We start from the raw sequence: 18,108 nt of genomic DNA on the forward strand, positions 1-18,108 counted from the left end.
TGATCGGTCATAACATTAAACCGTGCTCACGAATTCTTCGATTGCCAGCCCAAGATAATGGATCTTCTTGCGAAGGCTGGTACGCGTAATTCCTAGCATACGGGCCGCCTTGGCCTGATTGCCAGATGTCTTTCGAAGAATAATCGTCAAAACGTGGCGTTCCATTTCCATTACCGAGTCGGAGTATAAGTCGTTGGACCCCGATTCGATCTTCTCTTGAATGAAGTCTTCCCAATCGCAAACGTGCGTTGCCAGCACATGGGCATCCAGCCCTTGATCTGATCTCGGCATATCGCGAAGGGCATTGCGCAGGTAATCCCCGGCAATTACGGTTCCCCGCGACTCGATCAAAGCCCGACGTAGTACACTCCGCAGTTCCGCCACATTGCCCGGCCAAGGGTAATCGGACAGAAGTCGCAGTGCTTCAGGAGAAGTTCGCACCGCCCCCGATTGCGCAATACGTTCCACGCGACAAAACTGACCTACGAAGTGGTCGACCAATTTCGGCAAGTCGGCTCCACGTTCCCGGAGGGGTGGAATCCGAATCATGAACGCGTTCAGCAAGTAATAAAGGTCGTGACGAATCACCCCTTCTGCGGTCAAGCGTTCCGCATTCTTGCTGGATGTGAATAGCAGCGTCGTATTGACCGAAACAGGATCGTGCCCACCGACGCGTTCGAAGGTTTTGTCTTGGATGAAGCGAACCAGCTTGCTTTGCAGGGCCTGGGGAATCGCGGAGACCTCTTCCAGCATCACAGTTCCGCCATGGCACTGCTCGATCTTACCTATGCGTCGATCGACCGCACCTGGCAATGAATTGGGTTCGTGCCCGAACAGTTCGCTTTCGAGCCACTCGGAGTTGAAGTCGCTGCATACAACCTTGACGAATGGGCGATCTTTGCGGCGGCCATGCTGATAGATGGCCCGGGCCACGAGTTCTTTGCCCGTTCCGATTTCCCCTTCGATCAGCACTGGGACGTCGTGCGCTGCAGCGCGGCCAATCGCCTTGTAAACTTCCTGCATCTCGGGACATTGCCCGATCAGATGGTCCGCCCCGTCAATCATGGGATCGACCTGGGAAGGAAGTTGCACCGGCATGAGCATCAGCCGGCGGCTTTCCAGTGCTTGTTGGGTCTTCTCGGCGACCTTTTCCAACTGAAGTGGTTTCGAGAGGAAATCGAAGGCCCCCTGTCGCATCGCTTCGATGGCGAGATCGCTGGAGTTTCGAGCGGTTACGAAGAGCACCGGAAGCCGGGCATCAATTCGGTTTACCCGGCCGAGTATCTGCAGGCCTTCCCCATCCGGCAGCATATGATCCAATATGAGGACGTCGGGACGAAACTGCACAAGTTGCTGCAGACCATACGCACCCGTTTCGGCATGCTGGACCCGCACGTCTTCCTGGCTCAGTGCCGTACTGACTACCGTCGCTACGCTGGGATCGTCATCGATCACCAGCACACGACGTTCACGTTTCGTCCCGAGATAATTTTGAGTTGTCAATGTGTCGTAGCGTCAAGGTATAGAGAGAGGTTCCGCCTGTCCGACTCAACCGATGCTCGACTGCATGCAATTCATGTACCAGTACCGCTAACACCAAGGAAGGTGGTGCCCTATCCCTTGTGTATCACGTTACTTACGAAAGAAGGCGGATAAGCGCTAACCGATAATATTCAGCAATAGGCTTTTTTGCGCGCCGGAAATGCGTGCTTTTTAGGCACGAAAAAAGGGATGGCGATTCTAGCGCCATCCCTCCTGCGAGGAAATCTGTTCTGCGACCGTTTTCTTAGAACCGCAGCGTGAACTGGGTGTAGAAGAAGTCGGCATTGCCGTCGTAGATCGCTGGATTCAAGGCATTCTGATCGCGGAAGTAGGTTCCGGTGAAGAAGTGCGAGTATCCAAAGATGATGTCCGAATGCGGCGTCAGTTGGCACTTTGCCATGAAGTCGAGTTCCTGACCGAGGTACCGCGAACCAGCTGGTGTAAAGCCAGGGTATGGAACGTTGGTCACGGTATAGGGAACGTCGCTGGTGTCTTGTCGGTTGAACACGTGCCACCAGGCGATCAGTGTCCACGGCTCGCATGGTTTGGCGGTCAATTGAACGTTGAAGTCCTCGATATTGCGGCGAGCGAACAAGTCCATCCAACCCAGGTAGGCGTGCCCCAGCGGGAACAACTGATCGAAGCCGTTGCCAATGATCGAGTCACCCGAAGCCCAGTCGTAATAAACCATCACTTTTGGTTTCCAGGCCACTTCCTGGAACTGGTGACCAAGCCCGATGGTGAAGAACCCGGCGTCGTGGTCGGCGCCCTGGTATTCACCTGTCTGGTAAGCACCTTCCATTTCGTATAGCAAAAAGCCCTTTTCACCAATCACGCGGCTACCCAGAGTCTGGTAGCGGAACGGCGACGAGTTGTTTTCGTAGCCGAGCCAGTAAAGATCGATGTTCCCCAGTTCGCTCTTCTTATACGTCGAGTAGATCCCGTAAAACGACTGATCCTGGTTGGTTGAGTCCCAGTCGTACAGCGATTTGCGAATGGGTCGGGTCAGGAAGCCATCGATATCCCAGGCATCGCTGCGATAGTACAACTTCAAACCGTCGAATCGACGACGAATGTTGGCCCAGTCCAGCGGCGAAACCAAACGCTGGCTACCGTACAAAAGCTCTTGCCGGCCGAATCGACCGTACAGCGTTCCGTTGCCCGACTCCAACAGCTTGGTGTCGACAAACATGTTCTGCAATTCCCAGTAGTTTTCGTCGATCGGGCGTGGTGGCGCCGTTTCGTACTGGCTGATTGCGTGCAGCATTTCCGCGTAAACACGGATATTGTCGTTCACCTGATAGTTGGCATACAAGCGAAGGCGTTGCAGCAGAAAATCGTCGTCGACGCCGTTCAGGTACGGCTTCATGTTTTGTTCGTGGTGATATCGAGCACGGTATTCACCGCCGATATCGAGATAGCCGCAGTCGCCGACGCACATCCGCTTCAGGTCTTCGCCGAGCAGGCACCCGTCATAGCAGGGATCGCAGAGATACGAGAAGTCGTTGTCGAAGAACAGCGGCTTGTATGCATTCGCTGCCTTCTTCTTCAACTCGGCCATCTTTTTGGCGTCGCAGACGGGCGCTGCCATTTCCATGGAATTGGCGACGTCCGCATATTCCATGTTGTAACTAGTTGTTTCCGTCGGTACGGGCGGCAGCATGTCAGACGGCGATATCTCGTCGTCTGTCACGAAGGTAACTGGTGCATACTGAACCGGTACCGAGTTCGTCGGTACTAATTCCTGGGCATGCAGCACCAGTGGTGTTCCCCCGCCGAAGCAGACCGCAAGTGCAGCCAGCCACGAGGTGATCGAGTGGGTCATGAGTCGTTGTTCCTTCAACGCCTGGTCATCCGTGGGTCGGTCCAATTCGTGGGGTATTGCTGCTTTCGGTCGCCAGCAACCAGGTTCTTCAGGGGATTTGGGCAGGATACTGGAATTGCGGTTCCGGGGAGGTCTGTTGAGCGAAAGGTGACCGCATGTGGCGCGAGAATGGTCGCCATCCTGGGGATACCGCGTAAATAGTGCGCTTGCTGTTTGCCGGATCTGCTGATCTGTCTTGCAGTTCGATCGGGCCATTCTTTGACCGGTCGTCGGAACCCAAACACCTGTAAGTTGTTGCTCAAGCTCGAGTTGAGTAGTGGTCAAATATTTTTGGCACAGTCGTTGCGTTTTTAAATAACGACCGCGTCACCCTGGTGCGATGGCGCCCTCCCACGCTCTCCACCATTCATCGAAACGATTGCCCCGTTTTGGAACCACCAATCACTCAGGAATCGAGCATGAACTGGATCGGAAACTGGAAACGCCACTTTGTGGCTGCTTGCGTGATCGCCGTGGTTGCCTTTGTTGGTTGCAGCAAGGCTACCTCTTCGGGCCCCAGCCTTGACGAACTTGATCTCAGTTCGTTGGCTGCGACCGCTCCTGCCTCAGCTTCAGGAGATAACACCCAGTCGACGGAAACAAAGACCACTGAGACATTCGCTTCCACGGTGGGGGCTCCGGAAAAGGTCAACTTGAAGCTCGGCTTTATCAAGCTGACCGACTGTGCTCCGCTGGTCATTGCTCGCGAGAAAGGCTTCTTTGCCGACGAAGGTCTGCAGGTCGATGTCGAAGCCCAGCCGAACTGGAAGACACTGCTCGATCGCGTCATCAATGGCGAACTCGACGGTGCGCACATGCTTTCGGGTCAGCCAATCGCTGCCACCATTGGCATCGGGACAGAAGCCCACATCGTCACCGCCTACACCTTGGACTTGAACGGCAACGGCATCACCGTCTCGAACAACATCTGGCAACAGATGCAAGAGAACGACCCAAAGCTGAAGAGCCCAACTCCTCCGCACCCGATTTCAGCCGACTCGCTGCGTCCCGTGGTAGAAGACTATAAAGCCAGCGGAACGCCGCTGAAGATGGGCATGGTCTTTCCAGTTTCGACGCACAACTACGAAATGCGTTATTGGCTCGCTGCCTCCGGCATTCACCCCGGCATGTACACCGAGACCGACACCGTTGGCGAAACCAATGCGGACGTGCTGCTCTCGGTGACGCCCCCTCCGATGATGCCCACGGTTCTGGAAGCTGGCAACATTCAAGGTTACTGCGTCGGTGAACCTTGGAACCAGCAAGCCGTCGCCAAAGGCATTGGCGTTCCGGTCACTACCAACTACGACATCTGGAAGAACAATCCAGAAAAGGTCTTTGGCGTGACCAAATACTGGAACGATGAAAACCCCAACACGCACATCGCCGTGGTCAAAGCGTTGATCCGCGCAGGCAAGTGGCTGGACGAAACCGACGCCGATGGCAATTTCGTCAATCGTGAAGAAGCGTGCCGCATTTTGGCCAAGCCTAACTATGTCGGGGCCGACTACAACGTGATCAAGAACTCGATGACCGGCTTCTTCTACTTCCAGAAGTCGGACAAGCGTCCGATGCCCGACTTCAATGTCTTTTTCAAGTACCACTGCTCGTACCCTTGGTACAGCGACGGTGTCTGGTTTTTGACGCAGATGCGTCGCTGGGGACAAATCACCGAGCCCAAGCCGGCCGAGTGGTATCACGAGACCGCGAAGAAAATCTATCGCCCCGACATCTACCGTCAGGCCGCAACGGCCCTGGTGGCTTCCGGCCAACTGACCGAGGACGAAATTCCTTCGCCCGAGACCGATGGCTATAAGCCTCCGACGGAAAAGGGTGACTTTATCGATGGGGTCATCTACGACGGGCACGACCCGATTGGCTATCTCAACGCCCACTCGATTGGCAACAAAGACCGCTAACTCGCGTAGTGGGGTGGCCGGGGGAGGCGTAGGCGGGAGCCACCTCCGGCCCGTTTCCGCTGAGATCGGATCGCACCAAAACAAACTCACGAAAGACCTCGAATGAAATACAAAATCATCCGCATCTTGGACGTTGCCGGTCTTCGAGTATTCGAGCCCGTCGTCCTACTTTGCTATGGCGAAGAGCCTCGCGAACAACTCAAGAAGATTGGACTCTACATCGCGATTCCTGTCCTGGTGATGGTGGCCTGCGTGGTTGCTTGGGATTTGATCGGCCCACGCATCAAGACGCGGGCCGGTGAAGTTCCCACGCCAGCCCAGGTCGTCACCGCCTACGATGGCATCGCCGACTTTCACAAACGCGAATACACCAAAGTCGCCGACTACAACATCGAAGGCGAGAAACGCGAAGCTGCGTTGACCAAAACCAAAGAAGAGATCGCTGCCCTCGATACCGACTGGGAAGCGATCGGTGCCAAGTGCGAAGACCTGCTGAAGTCGTTGTTGGCCAAAGTGCCAGCTGAAGCGGAAGCCAAGAAGGCAGAAATCGAAGAAGGTTGGAACAAGCTGGTCGCCGACTTGAAGTCGGATGAAGCTTCGGCCACCGATGCTGCTCGACGTAAGTTCGCCTACGTCGAAGGAATCTCGGCTCAGTTTGTTTCGGCGAGCCTGACCAAGCTGTCGGACGCCGTGACCAAGCAGGACCAAGTCTACAAGAGCGACCAGCAAGCTCGAGCCAAAGAGCTGACCGCCATGGCTGCCAAGATTCCGGCCGACGACTACAAGCAGAAGGTCGAATACGTTCATCAAGTGAACGAACACCTGGTGCAGACCGGCAAAGAGAACGATCACATGAAGTCGCTCCGGTCCGAACTTTCGGAACGTCGTGGCAAGTCGCTCCCTCAGGTCGAAGACCTCCGCCAACAGATCAGCAAGACCGGACAAAAGTCCGAGTTCCTTGCTACGCGTGTCAATCTGCTGACCGACGGCAACCGTCAACAGAAGATCGACAAAGCCCAATCCGAGATGGAAGACCTGAAACGGAAGTATGCCGTTGCCAGTGGTCCTGAAATGTTTGCTCTGGCTCAGCAGTTGATTCAACGTGAAGAACGCATCAACACGATCGCCAGCAGCGAGTTCGCCAAGCCACCGACCTTTTTCGATCAGATCTGGACCAGCTTGAAGTGTGTCTTCACCGGCTTCTTCATTGCGACGGCCATTGCGATTCCGATTGGGGTGCTCTGCGGTATGAGCCGCGTGTTCATGGCCTCGATGACGCCGCTGATCTCGCTGTTCAAGCCGGTTTCGCCCATCGTCTGGCTGCCGATCGTGTTCTTCATTGTCGGTGCGTTTATCACCAAGCCGGACGAAGCATGGATTCAGCCATCGTTCCTCAGCTCGGCAATCACCGTGGCCCTTTGCTCGCTCTGGCCGACCCTGGTGAATACCGCTCTGGGGGTCTCGGCGATCGACCAGGACCACCTGAACGTGGCACGGGTTTTGCGTCTCGGTTTGTGGGATCGTTTAACCAAGATCATTATTCCTTCCGCCCTGCCCCTTATTTTCACTGGCTTGCGTATCTCGTTGGGGGTCGGCTGGATGGTGTTAATTGCGGCAGAGCTTCTCTCCAGTAGCCCAGGCATCGGCAAGTTCGTCTGGGACATGTTCAACAACGGCTCGTCCGCCACGTTTGCCCAAATGTTCGTCGCGTGTGGTTTTGTCGGGGTGATTGGTCTTTTGCTGGATCGCATCATGATCGTCTTCCAGCGAATGGTCAGCTTCGACGGTGCCCCGACCGGCCTGTAACCCAATGATTGCCAACGTCATACCTAAAGGAAAACGCCCTATGGCAATCCTGGAACTCGATAACGCTACGGTTGGCTTCGGTGAGTCGCATCGCCGATACACGGTGCTCGAAGGAGCCAACCTTCAAGTTCACGAAAACGAATTCGTCGCGATCATCGGCTTCTCCGGTTCGGGAAAGTCGACCCTCATCTCCCTCTTGGGCGGGCTCGTGATGCCTGATGAAGGAGCAGCCCGCTTCAAAGGGCAGCAGATGAACGGACCTGGTCCCGATCGTGGCATTGTTTTTCAGAATTATTCGCTGCTTCCCTGGCTGACCGTTCATGGCAACATCGAACTGGCCGTGAAGCAAGTCTTTCCGAAGATGTCGCGGAGCGAACGGCGGGATTACATCCAACACTACATTGATATGGTCAGCTTGACCGGCAGCGAAGGCAAACGCCCTTCAGAGCTATCGGGTGGGATGCGGCAACGCCTCTCGCTGGCACGTACTTTGTCGATGCAACCCGAGGTGCTGCTGTTGGACGAACCGCTGAGTGCGTTGGATGCCCTCACGCGGAGCGTGCTGCAAGACGAGATCATTCGCTTGTGGGAAGAAGACCGTCGCACGGTCGTGATGGTGACCAACGATGTGGACGAAGCCGTCTTGATGGCGGACCGGATCGTACCTCTCACACCAGGCCCTGCGGCCACGCTCGGCCGCGAGTTCCCGGTGACGCTCGATCGTCCTCGCGATCGAACGACCTTGAACTTCAATCCAGAGTTCAAAAAGCTGCGTAACGAAATCACGCGTTACATGATGGCGATCAACGAAGAAGCGAAGCAGTTGCGTGTCGCTTCCGAGCTGGTTCTGCCAGATGTGGAACCGATCCGAATCGGCGTCGCCTAACTCACACTGAAGGAATCCTGATGTCGCAAGAGAACCGCTTCGTCGAAATGTACCGCCTCGTTAAGGCATACCCCAATCCGTTCGGCGACGATGTGAAAGTCGTCGATGGCTTCAACCTGATCTTGAAGAAGGGAGAAGTCGTCAGCCTGATTGGTCACTCGGGATGCGGCAAGTCGACCGTGCTGACCATGGTATCGGGCCTCAATCCGATTAGCTCAGGCAGCGTGGTGGTGGCGGGCAAAGAAATCTCGGGGCCAGGTCCGGACCGAAGCGTGGTGTTTCAAGCACCATGCCTGTTGCCCTGGATGACGGCGATCCAAAACGTACGCATGGGGGTCGACCGTGTTTACCCACATGCTACGCGAAACGAACGCCGCCAGATCTGTGAGTACTACCTGAGTATCGTCGGTCTGGCCGATTCGATGGACAAGTATCCTCGCGAGATGTCGGGCGGCATGCAGCAGCGTGTCGGCATCGCTCGGGCCATCGCCTTGAAGCCGAATATGCTTCTTTTGGACGAACCGTTTGGCCGTCTCGATTCGCTCACGCGGATGGAACTGCAAGATGTCATTTTGAAAATCCTCGACAAAGAGAAGATCACCACGATGCTGGTGACGCATGACGTCGACGAAGCAATCTACATGGCCGACCGCATCTGCATGATGACCAACGGCCCAGCCGCCAAGGTGGGTCAGGTCCTGGAACTCCCTTTGCCACGCCCTCGTAACCGGGCCGAAACCTTAGAGCATCCGCTTTATTACGAACTGCGTGGTTCGCTGGTCTCGTTCCTGGAAGAGCAAGAACGGCACAAGCATCACAAAGCCAAGAAGCCAGAAGCCGAACAACCGGCCCCTGGCCTTACCGTCACGATCGCCGACGACGAAGAGACGTCGGATGTCTCCAGCAACGTCACCGCCAACGCTTAATGCTGTAAAGGATGGAACTTAGCATGACATCGACGATCGCACCTACCATCGTGGCCAACACCACAGTTTGGATCTACGACGAAACGGCCGGCGGCCTCGTTGCCTCGGCTGGTTTTCCCGATATGCCTGCGGGCGCGCTGCATCACGACTTCGTTATGGCAGCCGTCGCCGAGCGAAGAGCCATGGTTCGAAGCGTCAGCGACGATACCCTCGAAATCGCCATGCCGCTGCTACTGACCGGCGAAGCGGCCGGGGCGGTCTTGTTTACCGTGCACACGCCACCGGAATGCAAGATCGCAATCGAGATCTGGACGCGAACCGAACGCGACGAACTCGGTCTGCATCAATCGGTCTATCGCGGACTCGAGCGTTTTGAACGCATCAGTCCCTACGTCAAATTCCCTCGTGGATCCGGCCTTCCCGGCGAAACCTGGGACGATCGCAAGTCGCGAATCATCGCTCGGCTCGATCAATCCAAAGCGTTCATGCGTGCCGCTGGTGCTCGTGAAGAAGGCTTGCGTTATGGCCTGGGCATCCCGGTCATGGCAACCGAACATGAACTCGACTCGGTGCTGGTGATCTTGAGCACGGTCGACTTTCCGTTCCAACAGGCGATGGAAACCTGGGTTCCCAATGCCGACCAAACCGAACTGTCGCGGGTTCAGACTTCCTACGCGGAAGGCATCAAACCTTCCGAACGTGATCAGGTCGCTTACGGCGAAGGGCTGATTGGCCAATGCTTCGCCTCGCGGATTCCTCAGCTAACAACCAGCGCCGACGAAGACGCATCACTCGGCCCCATCTTCGACCAGGGTGCTCGATTCGCCTTGGCCCTTCCAGTTTTCAATGGTGATCGTCTGGTTCAAATCGTCACGCTGTTCGTTTAATAGAAGCGAGTCCTATGGCCATCGCCGACCAAAACTCGACATCTCAGCTCTCGTCAGGATTCGACCTGGTCGAGATGCTGCTTTCGGAACAGCAAGACCTGACGGCAGTCCAGCGATTTTCGCAGCGCCACGCTCAACATAGCGATCCCCTGCTCGCGCCGACCTATCGCGAACTGATCCCGCTCAGTGAACCAGGTGCTGGCGAGCAGTATGCGTTTGAAGTCGACCTGGACGCCTGCTCTGGCTGCAAAGCGTGTGTTGTCGCCTGCCATAACATGAACGGCCTGGAAGAGTCCGAAACATGGCGTCGCGTTGGCATGCTGCAAAGCTTGATGCCGACGTCGCCTGCCGTTCAGCATGTGACGACGGCCTGTCATCACTGCGTCGAGCCGGGGTGCATGCTCGGTTGCCCGGTGCAAGCGTACGAAAAAGATCCTCAGCTCGGTATCGTCGTTCATCTCGACGACCAATGCATCGGCTGCAAGTATTGCACTTTGATGTGCCCATACGATGTCCCGAAGTTCAGCGAATCGAAGGGGATCGTCCGTAAATGCGACATGTGTCGGCATCGACTGGCGGAAGGAGAAGCTCCGGCCTGCGTGCAGTCGTGTCCGAACGCCGCGATCAAAATCACCGTTGTTGCTCAGGATGCCATCGCCGCCGAGGCTTCTGAAGGAACGTTCCTGCGCGGAGCCGCGAACCCTCGGATCACCAAGCCAACGACCCGTTACATTGGCAAGAACCGTTTAAGCGAAGCGATGTTCTCGGCGGGCGTACAAGAGGTTCTCCCGAATCATACTCACTTGCCGTTAGTTGGCCTGCTGACTTTAACCCAAGCCGCCCTGGGCATGCTGATCGCCAGCGTTGCCGTACAGTTCTTCTTCGGTAGTGCCGTTACCAGTGCCATCTTGGCGACGATCGCCGCTGTGATTGGCCTGGCGGCTTCCGGGGCTCACCTCGGCCGACCGATGTATGGGTTCCGTGTGTTCCTAGGTTTGCGAACCTCCTGGCTCAGCCGCGAAGCGGTCTTGATGCCTGGCTTCGCCGGGCCATTGGTCGGCTATGCGGCGTCATACTTCGTACCCATGCTCGAACCGTTTCGACTGATGATGGGACTTGCCGCAATCGGCGGCGGGATGATCACGATCTTTTGTTCGGCGATGATTTACATCGTCACCCGTCGACCGTTCTGGAAAGAGTCGCTCACGTTCGCCAAGTTCGGCACCACGATCGTCCTGGGCGGGTTCGCCGCCGCGAGCCTCGAAGGAACGATCCACGCTAGTTCGTTCATCATCGGGACGATCGCAGCCACCATCCTGGTAACGATGGCCCGTCTGGCATTGGAATATCAGTTGTGCTCGCAGGTCGCAAAGCCGCTGACCGATCCGCTGGCCCGTTCGGCTTACTTGATCCTGGGGCCCTTGAAAGGACTCGGCTGGAGCCGCGTTAGTTTGTGGGCCATCGGGGGCATCGTTCTGCCGGCGATCCTAGCGCTGACCAGCGGCCCCGTTTCGATCGCGATCGCCGGGCTGTCGCTGGCAAGCCTGGTTGCGGCGGAACTGATCGATCGGGCGTTGTATTTCGCCGCGGAATCGACCCCTGCCATGCCCAATTTGCCGAAGTAGGAGAAGGCACATGATGTCGTCCGCAACTGAACCGAATCCGCTGCAGCAGTTGATCTACGCCAAGACCGGAGCGTTGACCCGCGACTTGCTGCTTCATCCTGGCGAGTTCGGACTAGGCAAAGTCCCCGCTTCGATCAAACCGGATGGCACGACCACCTCGGTCTGCGGATTCTGCTCGACGGGGTGCGGACTCGAACTCCACATGAAGGATGGCAAGGCGGTCAATCTTAGCCCGTCGGTCGACTGGCCGGTGAACCTGGGCATGGCTTGCCCGAAAGGCTGGGAGTCGCTCACGGTCCTGAAAGCGAACGACCGAGCAACGACGCCGCTGCTCAAAGGGGCCGACGGGAAACTGGCTCCTGTTTCCTGGGATGAAGCGATGAAGACGTTCTGCGAGCGTTTCCAAGACATCCAGGCCAAGCATGGCAACGATTCGGTCGCGTTCCTTTCCACCGGCCAGATTGCCACGGAAGAAATGTTCTTTCTCGGCGCGCTTGCCAAGTTTGGCATGGGCATGCTGCACGGGGACGGCAACACGCGGCAATGTATGGCCACCGCCGTGGTCGCTTACAAAGAATCGTTCGGGTTCGATGCCCCACCTTTCACCTATGCTGACTTTGAAGAGTCGGACGTGCTGGTCTTCGTGGGTTCCAATCTCTGCATCGCTCATCCGATCATGTGGGAACGCGTTCTGCGGAATCCGCATCAACCGAAGATCATCGTTATCGATCCTCGTCGCACCGAAACCGCCGTCGCCGCGACACATCACCTGCCGCTGAAGCCGAAGACCGACCTCGCCCTGCTCTATACGATCGCGAACGTGCTGATCGAAAACGATTGGATCGACACGAACTACATTGCCAATCATACGGTCGGCTTCGATGAGTTTCGGCAATACGTCGCCGAATACCGTCTGGAAGATTCGTTCGAAAACTGCGGACTTCCCTCGGCCGATGTTTTGGAAGTAGTTCAGGCAATTCACGAAGGGCAGCGTGTTTCGTTCTGGTGGACCATGGGGGTGAATCAAAGCCACCAGGGAGTTCGCACCGCCCAGGCGATCATCAATCTGGCCATGATGACCGGCAACATCGGCCGCCCTGGGACCGGAGCCAATTCGGTGACTGGTCAATGCAATGCGATGGGCTCGCGTTTGTTCAGCAATACGACAAATCTGCTCGGCGGCCACGACTTCCGCAATGCCGACCATCGACAGAAGATCGCCGACACGCTGAGCATTCCGGTCGGCAATATCCCGACCGAAAACAGTTGGTCGTACGATGGCATCATGGAAGGGATTCGCCGCGGCGATATTCGGGGCTTGTGGGTCATCGCCACGAACCCCGCTCACTCGTGGATCCATCAAGAAGAAGCACACGAGACCCTATCGAAGCTAGACTTCCTCGTCGTTCAAGACATGTACCACTCGACCGAAACGGCCGTTCGCGCCGATCTGGTTTTGCCAGCGGCTGGTTGGGGAGAGAAGGAAGGCACCTTCATCAATTCCGAACGTCGGATTGGGCTGCACAAGAAGGTCGTTCCGGCCCCAGGCCAGGCCTTGGCCGACTTCCAGATCTTCCGCCTCGTTTCCCATTACTGGGGATGCGGGTCGTTGTTTGAAAGCTGGAAAACGCCGGAAGATGTCTTTCGGGCGATGAAGCAGTGTTCGCAGGGACAACCTTGCGACATCACCGGAATCCGCGACTATCGCATGCTCGACGATGCCCGCGGAGTACAGTGGCCGACCCGCCAGGACGAAAGCACCGGCGACGACTGGATGCCTGCCCAGCAGCGACGATTGTTCGAAGATGGTCAGTACTTCCATGCCGACGGTAAGGCACGCTTCATCTTCGAACCGCCCCAAGCCCCCAACGAAGAGCCGAGCGAAGACTTCCCGCTGCGTCTGCTCACTGGTCGCGGAACGGCGGCGCAGTGGCATACGCAAACCAAGACTTCCAAATCGGCCGTCTTGCGAACGCTGTACTCGACGACGCTTCTCGTCGACATCAGTCCCGACGATGCCGCTGCCCTGCAATTGCTGCCGCATGACAAAGTGCTGGTGCAATCGGCCCGCGGAGAAATTGAGGCCCGGGTTAACATCACCGGCAGTGTCCAGCCAGGGCATGTCTTCCTGCCGATGCACAACGAGCTGACTAATCGACTGACCTTTCCGCAGTTCGATAGCTACTCGCGACAGCCGTCTTATAAGAACGCCGCCGTGCGAATCGTGAAGCCTTCTTAGCGTGCAGAATCGGCTGCCTGCTGCATAGATCGAAGGCACGATTTTGCCGTCGATGCTGGCAGTGATCACAGACTGACCACCCTTGTTTGTCGCTCTTTAATTTTAAATCGGACCACTTGGTCCTATTTGTCCACGACTTACGTCATTGACGAGCGATTCAACCGAAAAATCGGCACGTTCTTTGCAATCTCGACTCAACATCGACTCGATCTCGTTGCTCTCAGAAATGATTCCGCCGTGCATCAGTTGCATTCCGCCAACCAGACAGCCGCCGCCACGCCCAGTTCGCTCGGGCGGATGGTCGTTGTCGGCAATGGCATGGTCGGACATGCATTCTGCCAGGCCATGGTGCGGCGGGGTGGTCATGAAGCGTGGCAGATCGATGTCTTTGGCGAAGAGCCGCACGCCGCTTACGATCGTGTTCGATTGACGAAGCTGTTTCGCGAGCCAGAGTCTTCGCTGACCCTTTCGCCGCGAGAGTGGTACGAACAGGTCGGTGTGAACCTGGTGACTTCGCAAAAGATCAACCGCATCAATTGCGTCGACAAACAAGTCATTTGCCAGGATGGAAAGCGGTATCCGTACGACCGCTTGATTCTGGCCACGGGAAGTCGCCCTTTCGTGCCGCCGATTGAAGGCGTCGACCTGCCTGGGGTGTTTCTTTATCGCACGCTTGACGACTTGGAACAGATTCGCGAGTACGCTTCCCGTTGCCGGTCGGCGGCGGTGATGGGTGGTGGCCTGCTCGGCCTGGAAGCAGGCAAAGCAGTGCTCGATCTGGGATTGGAAGCACACGTCCTGGAAGTTGCCCCGAGCCTGATGCCCCGCCAACTCGATTCCGCAGGGGGGGCCCTGTTGAAGTCGCGCGTTGAAGAGCTCGGTGTTCATGTTCACTTACTTTGCCGCTGCGACCGCATCGAAGCGATCGGTCCAGGGCTGAGACTACACTTCGTCAATGGCGAGACACTTTGCGTCGACATGCTGATCATTTCGGCCGGGATCGTTCCACGCGATGAATTGGCCCGCGATGCCGACCTGACCATTGCTCCGCGCGGGGGCGTCGTCGTCAACGATCGTCTTCGCACGTCAAACGCCAACATCTTTGCCATTGGCGAATGTGCCGTGCATCGCGACAAGCATTATGGGCTGGTTGGCCCTGGCATTCAGATGGCTGAAGTCTTGGCCGCCAACTGCTGCGGCGAGGATGCCACGTTCGAGTATGGCGATCAATCGGCGAAACTCAAACTGATGGGTGTCGATGTTGCGGCTCTTGGCGATGCACTCGGCGAAACACCGAACTCGTTGATTGTGCATAGCCATACCGAGGACTCGTACCGCAAGCTCATCTTCGCCGGGAATCGTGTCGTCGGTGCCACCGCGGTTGGCGAATGGAACGAGATCGATCGTGTTCGTGATTTCATTACCCACTCGCGACGTTTATGGCCGTGGCAAATCTCGCGCTTCCGCCGAACCGGCCGGCTGTGGCCGGAAGATGCCCTGCAAAGTCCGTGGGATTGGCCTGAAGGTGCGGTGGTCTGTAGTTGCGTCGGTGTCACGAAAGGTCGAATTTGCGAAGTCGTTGCGGAAGGTGCGGCCGATGCCGAGACGGTCACTCAACTGACACGTGCTTCTTCCGTATGTGGAACGTGTCGGCCCTTGGTCCAGCAGCTTTGCGGACAACCGCCTTCCACCGATGCCTCTCATTCGTGGAAGGTTCTGCTCGGCAGCTCTGCGCTGACACTAGTATTGATCGCGTTGATGCTGACTGTCGGTCCCCTCCCCTTCTCCGATTCGGTCCAAACGACCTGGCATTCGATCGATGCGATCTGGCGTACCGAGATGCCCAAGCAAGTGACTGGTTACACGATCTTCGGTCTGACAGTGCTCGGACTCGGCTTTTCACTTCGCAAACGAATGGCTGGCTGGAGCTGGGGAGACTTCGCCTGGTGGCGCGTCGCTCACGCAGTGTTGGCCACGCTGGCGGTGGCAGGCCTGGCGCTGCATACCGGATTTCGATTTGGATCGAACTTGAACCTGGTCCTGGTCAGCGTGTTTCTGGTAGTGAATGTCACCGGAGGTATTACAGGCCTTCTCGTTTCGCTCGAGAACCGTATCTCTGGCACAGTTGGAATTTGGATTCGACGCTGGCGACCTCGCATGGTGCTGGTTCATCTGCTGCTGTTTTGGCCGCTGCCGGTATTACTGCTGTTTCATCTCATCACGGTGTATTACTTCTAAGTTATGTCTTCCTGGATTTATGCCCTGGTCTGGTTCGCGCTGTCGCTGCTGGTTGGCAGCAGTCTCGGCATGATCCTGCTGACGGAAGACCATTCCTGGAAGACGGTCTACCTGCCTGGCAAGACCACGCACGGACATTATCAAATCGAGATGAAGTGCTCGGAATGTCACGATCCCGAGTTGGGCGTGACCAGCAAGTCGTGTTTGAAGTGCCACGAAGAAGAACTGAAAGAAGCCAACGACACCCACCCCGCCAAGAAGTTCAACGACCCGGTCAATGCTGCCCGACTGTCCGTGCTGGATGCTCAGAACTGCATTACGTGCCACAAAGAGCACGCCCCTGCCGAAACGCATGCGATGGGCGTGTCGATGCCGGAAGACTTTTGTTTCCAGTGCCATCAAGAGATCGCCGATGAACGCCCGAGCCACAAAGGGATGCAGTTCAATTCGTGCCAGACCAGCGGCTGCCATAACTATCACGACAATCGCGCCCTCAACGAAAACTTCCTGCGTAAGCATCTCGACGAAATCGCCAACCTTCCGCAACAAGTCGTGCCCGAGCGTAACGCGCTGACTCGCTATCTCGCTGAACAATCCGATCCGATCAAGCCGCTGACCGCTGCGGATGCGCGGTATCACTCGAGCGTGCCTCACGATCCGCAATTGATCGACGACTGGGCCAAGTCAGTGCACGCCCAGGTTGGCATCAACTGCAACGATTGCCATACCCAGTCGAACGACAACGGCAAGTGGCAGAATGAAGTCCCGCTGGCGACCTGTCAGAAATGCCATGCTGACGAAAGCGATGGTTTCCTGCAGGGAATGCATGGTATGCGATTGGCAGCGGGGCTTTCAGCCATGACGCCTGGCATGGCCCGGTTACCGATGAAGCACGACATGTTGCACGCCGAACTTTCGTGCAGCTCTTGCCATTCGCCGCATGATACCGACGTCCGCGTTGCTGCAATGCAGGCCTGCGTGAAGTGCCACAACGATTCGCATACCAAGGCGTATGAAGACTCGCCTCACGCTCGACTTTGGCAGCAGGAACTTCACGGAGAGTTGCCGCCAGGCAGTGGCGTCTCGTGTGCGACTTGCCATATGCCACGCGAAGTCTCAGGCAGTTCCAAGTCGCCCAAGGTGACGGTGCAGCACAATCAAAATGCCAACCTCCAGCCTAACGAGACGATGGTTCGAAACGTTTGCTCGAATTGCCACGGCCTTCAATTCAGCCTGGATGCAATGCACGACCCGAAGCAGATCGAGCAAAACTTTGTCGAGACGCCAGCACACTCGGTCGAGAGCCTGGAGATGGTTCGCAAGTGGTTCGATCGCAAGAAACCATCGACGCCATAAATCACCCTATCCCTATCGTGCCACGTTGTTCGCCTTTTGCCATGCAACCCTTGAAAACGGGAGAATGAAATGAACAAGGTCCTGGGAATCGTTTGCGGTTTGATTGTCATTGGTTCGACGACCGTGGCGTTGACCGGCTGCGGAAACAGTACGCCAGCGTCGGTTCCGGCGGCTGGTGGCATCACGCCGAAACAGTTTGCCAATGCGGTCCATGCCGTGATGATGGCCGATCGTACGGTCTATGCGACGCACATCGTAACGCGCTTGAAAGAGCAAGGCAGCGAAGTCAAACCGAGCGAGTATTGGCAAGACGAAGAAGGCACGATCCCGCTGCCGGCGCAGATGTTTCGTATGGGCTCCGAGATTGTCGACAGCAATGAGGAAGCTGGCTTCACTTATGCCTTGAAGTCGCTGTGGCCGTTGAATCCCCAGAACACGCCCAAGTCTGATCAGGAAATCGAAGGCCTCAAGTTCGTGGCCGAGAACCCCGGCGAGAACTTCTATGGTGAGGAGAAGCTGGGCGACAAGACGTACTTCACCGCGGTTTATGCGGACAAGGCAGTGGCCAAGGCTTGCTGGGATTGCCACAACAATCACTCCGACCGAGGCGCCGACTACCCTGAGTTCAAAGAGGGGGACGTGATGGGTGGCGTGGTCGTTCGGATCCCCTTGGACTGAGGAAGCCAATCAGCACAACCGTCACGATCGCTTCAGTGTGATCGCTCGACAACGAGGTTTACCGCCTTGTCGGTCGGCAACGCGTTTGCCTTCCGATTCATCGAGTCTGGAAACATAAGCTTTCCAGGAACGATCTTTTCAT

General features: G+C 56.7%; 12 protein-coding genes. 10 read left to right on the forward strand and 2 right to left on the reverse strand.

Annotated elements, in window-relative coordinates; translation table 11 throughout:
- Window positions 1-15 precede the first annotated feature (15 nt).
- Together AB1L30_RS24745 and AB1L30_RS24750 are read right to left on the reverse strand one after the other, a co-directional pair.
- Window positions 16-1,503: a sigma-54 dependent transcriptional regulator gene (locus tag AB1L30_RS24745; protein ID WP_367016994.1), complete on the reverse strand. Its 1,488-nt coding sequence runs from the start codon at window positions 1,501-1,503 to the stop codon at window positions 16-18.
- 283 nt (window positions 1,504-1,786) lie between these two features.
- Window positions 1,787-3,367, reverse strand: coding sequence for an alginate export family protein (locus tag AB1L30_RS24750; protein WP_367016996.1), 1,581 nt, complete (start codon window positions 3,365-3,367; stop codon window positions 1,787-1,789).
- Window positions 3,368-3,825: 458 nt separating this feature from the next.
- Here AB1L30_RS24750 and AB1L30_RS24755 point away from each other — a divergent pair, with 458 nt between their 5' ends.
- From AB1L30_RS24755 to AB1L30_RS24800, 10 genes are all read left to right on the forward strand, one after another.
- Window positions 3,826-5,325, forward strand: a complete 1,500-nt coding sequence (locus AB1L30_RS24755) for a CmpA/NrtA family ABC transporter substrate-binding protein (RefSeq protein ID WP_367016998.1) — start codon at window positions 3,826-3,828, stop codon at window positions 5,323-5,325.
- Between the two features lie 102 nt (window positions 5,326-5,427).
- Entirely contained in the window at window positions 5,428-7,131 is a 1,704-nt protein-coding gene (locus tag AB1L30_RS24760; protein ID WP_367017000.1) for an ABC transporter permease subunit, read from the forward strand.
- A 40-nt stretch (window positions 7,132-7,171) separates the two neighbouring features.
- A complete protein-coding gene (locus AB1L30_RS24765) occupies window positions 7,172-8,017 on the forward strand; it encodes an ABC transporter ATP-binding protein (protein WP_367017002.1) in 846 nt (281 codons plus the stop codon).
- Between the two features lie 20 nt (window positions 8,018-8,037).
- Complete coding sequence (locus AB1L30_RS24770) at window positions 8,038-8,943, forward strand: ABC transporter ATP-binding protein (RefSeq protein WP_367017004.1); 906 nt, start codon at window positions 8,038-8,040, stop codon at window positions 8,941-8,943.
- Window positions 8,944-8,966: 23 nt separating this feature from the next.
- Window positions 8,967-9,830: a hypothetical protein gene (locus AB1L30_RS24775; RefSeq protein WP_367017006.1), complete on the forward strand. Its 864-nt coding sequence runs from the start codon at window positions 8,967-8,969 to the stop codon at window positions 9,828-9,830.
- A gap of 14 nt (window positions 9,831-9,844) precedes the next feature.
- Window positions 9,845-11,455: a DmsC/YnfH family molybdoenzyme membrane anchor subunit gene (locus AB1L30_RS24780; RefSeq protein WP_367017007.1), complete on the forward strand. Its 1,611-nt coding sequence runs from the start codon at window positions 9,845-9,847 to the stop codon at window positions 11,453-11,455.
- Between the two features lie 10 nt (window positions 11,456-11,465).
- Complete coding sequence (locus AB1L30_RS24785; protein ID WP_367017009.1) at window positions 11,466-13,694, forward strand: molybdopterin-dependent oxidoreductase; 2,229 nt, start codon at window positions 11,466-11,468, stop codon at window positions 13,692-13,694.
- A gap of 237 nt (window positions 13,695-13,931) precedes the next feature.
- Entirely contained in the window at window positions 13,932-15,932 is a 2,001-nt protein-coding gene (locus AB1L30_RS24790) for an FAD-dependent oxidoreductase (protein WP_367017011.1), read from the forward strand.
- 3 nt (window positions 15,933-15,935) lie between these two features.
- Window positions 15,936-17,288, forward strand: a complete 1,353-nt coding sequence (locus AB1L30_RS24795; RefSeq protein ID WP_367017013.1) for a cytochrome c3 family protein — start codon at window positions 15,936-15,938, stop codon at window positions 17,286-17,288.
- 69 nt (window positions 17,289-17,357) lie between these two features.
- Window positions 17,358-17,966 carry a DUF3365 domain-containing protein gene (locus AB1L30_RS24800; RefSeq protein WP_367017014.1) on the forward strand — a complete coding sequence of 203 codons (609 nt, stop codon included), beginning with the start codon at window positions 17,358-17,360 and terminating at the stop codon, window positions 17,964-17,966.
- Window positions 17,967-18,108: the final 142 nt, after the last annotated feature.

Source organism: Bremerella sp. JC817, from assembly GCF_040718835.1.
Taxonomy (GTDB): domain Bacteria; phylum Planctomycetota; class Planctomycetia; order Pirellulales; family Pirellulaceae; genus Bremerella.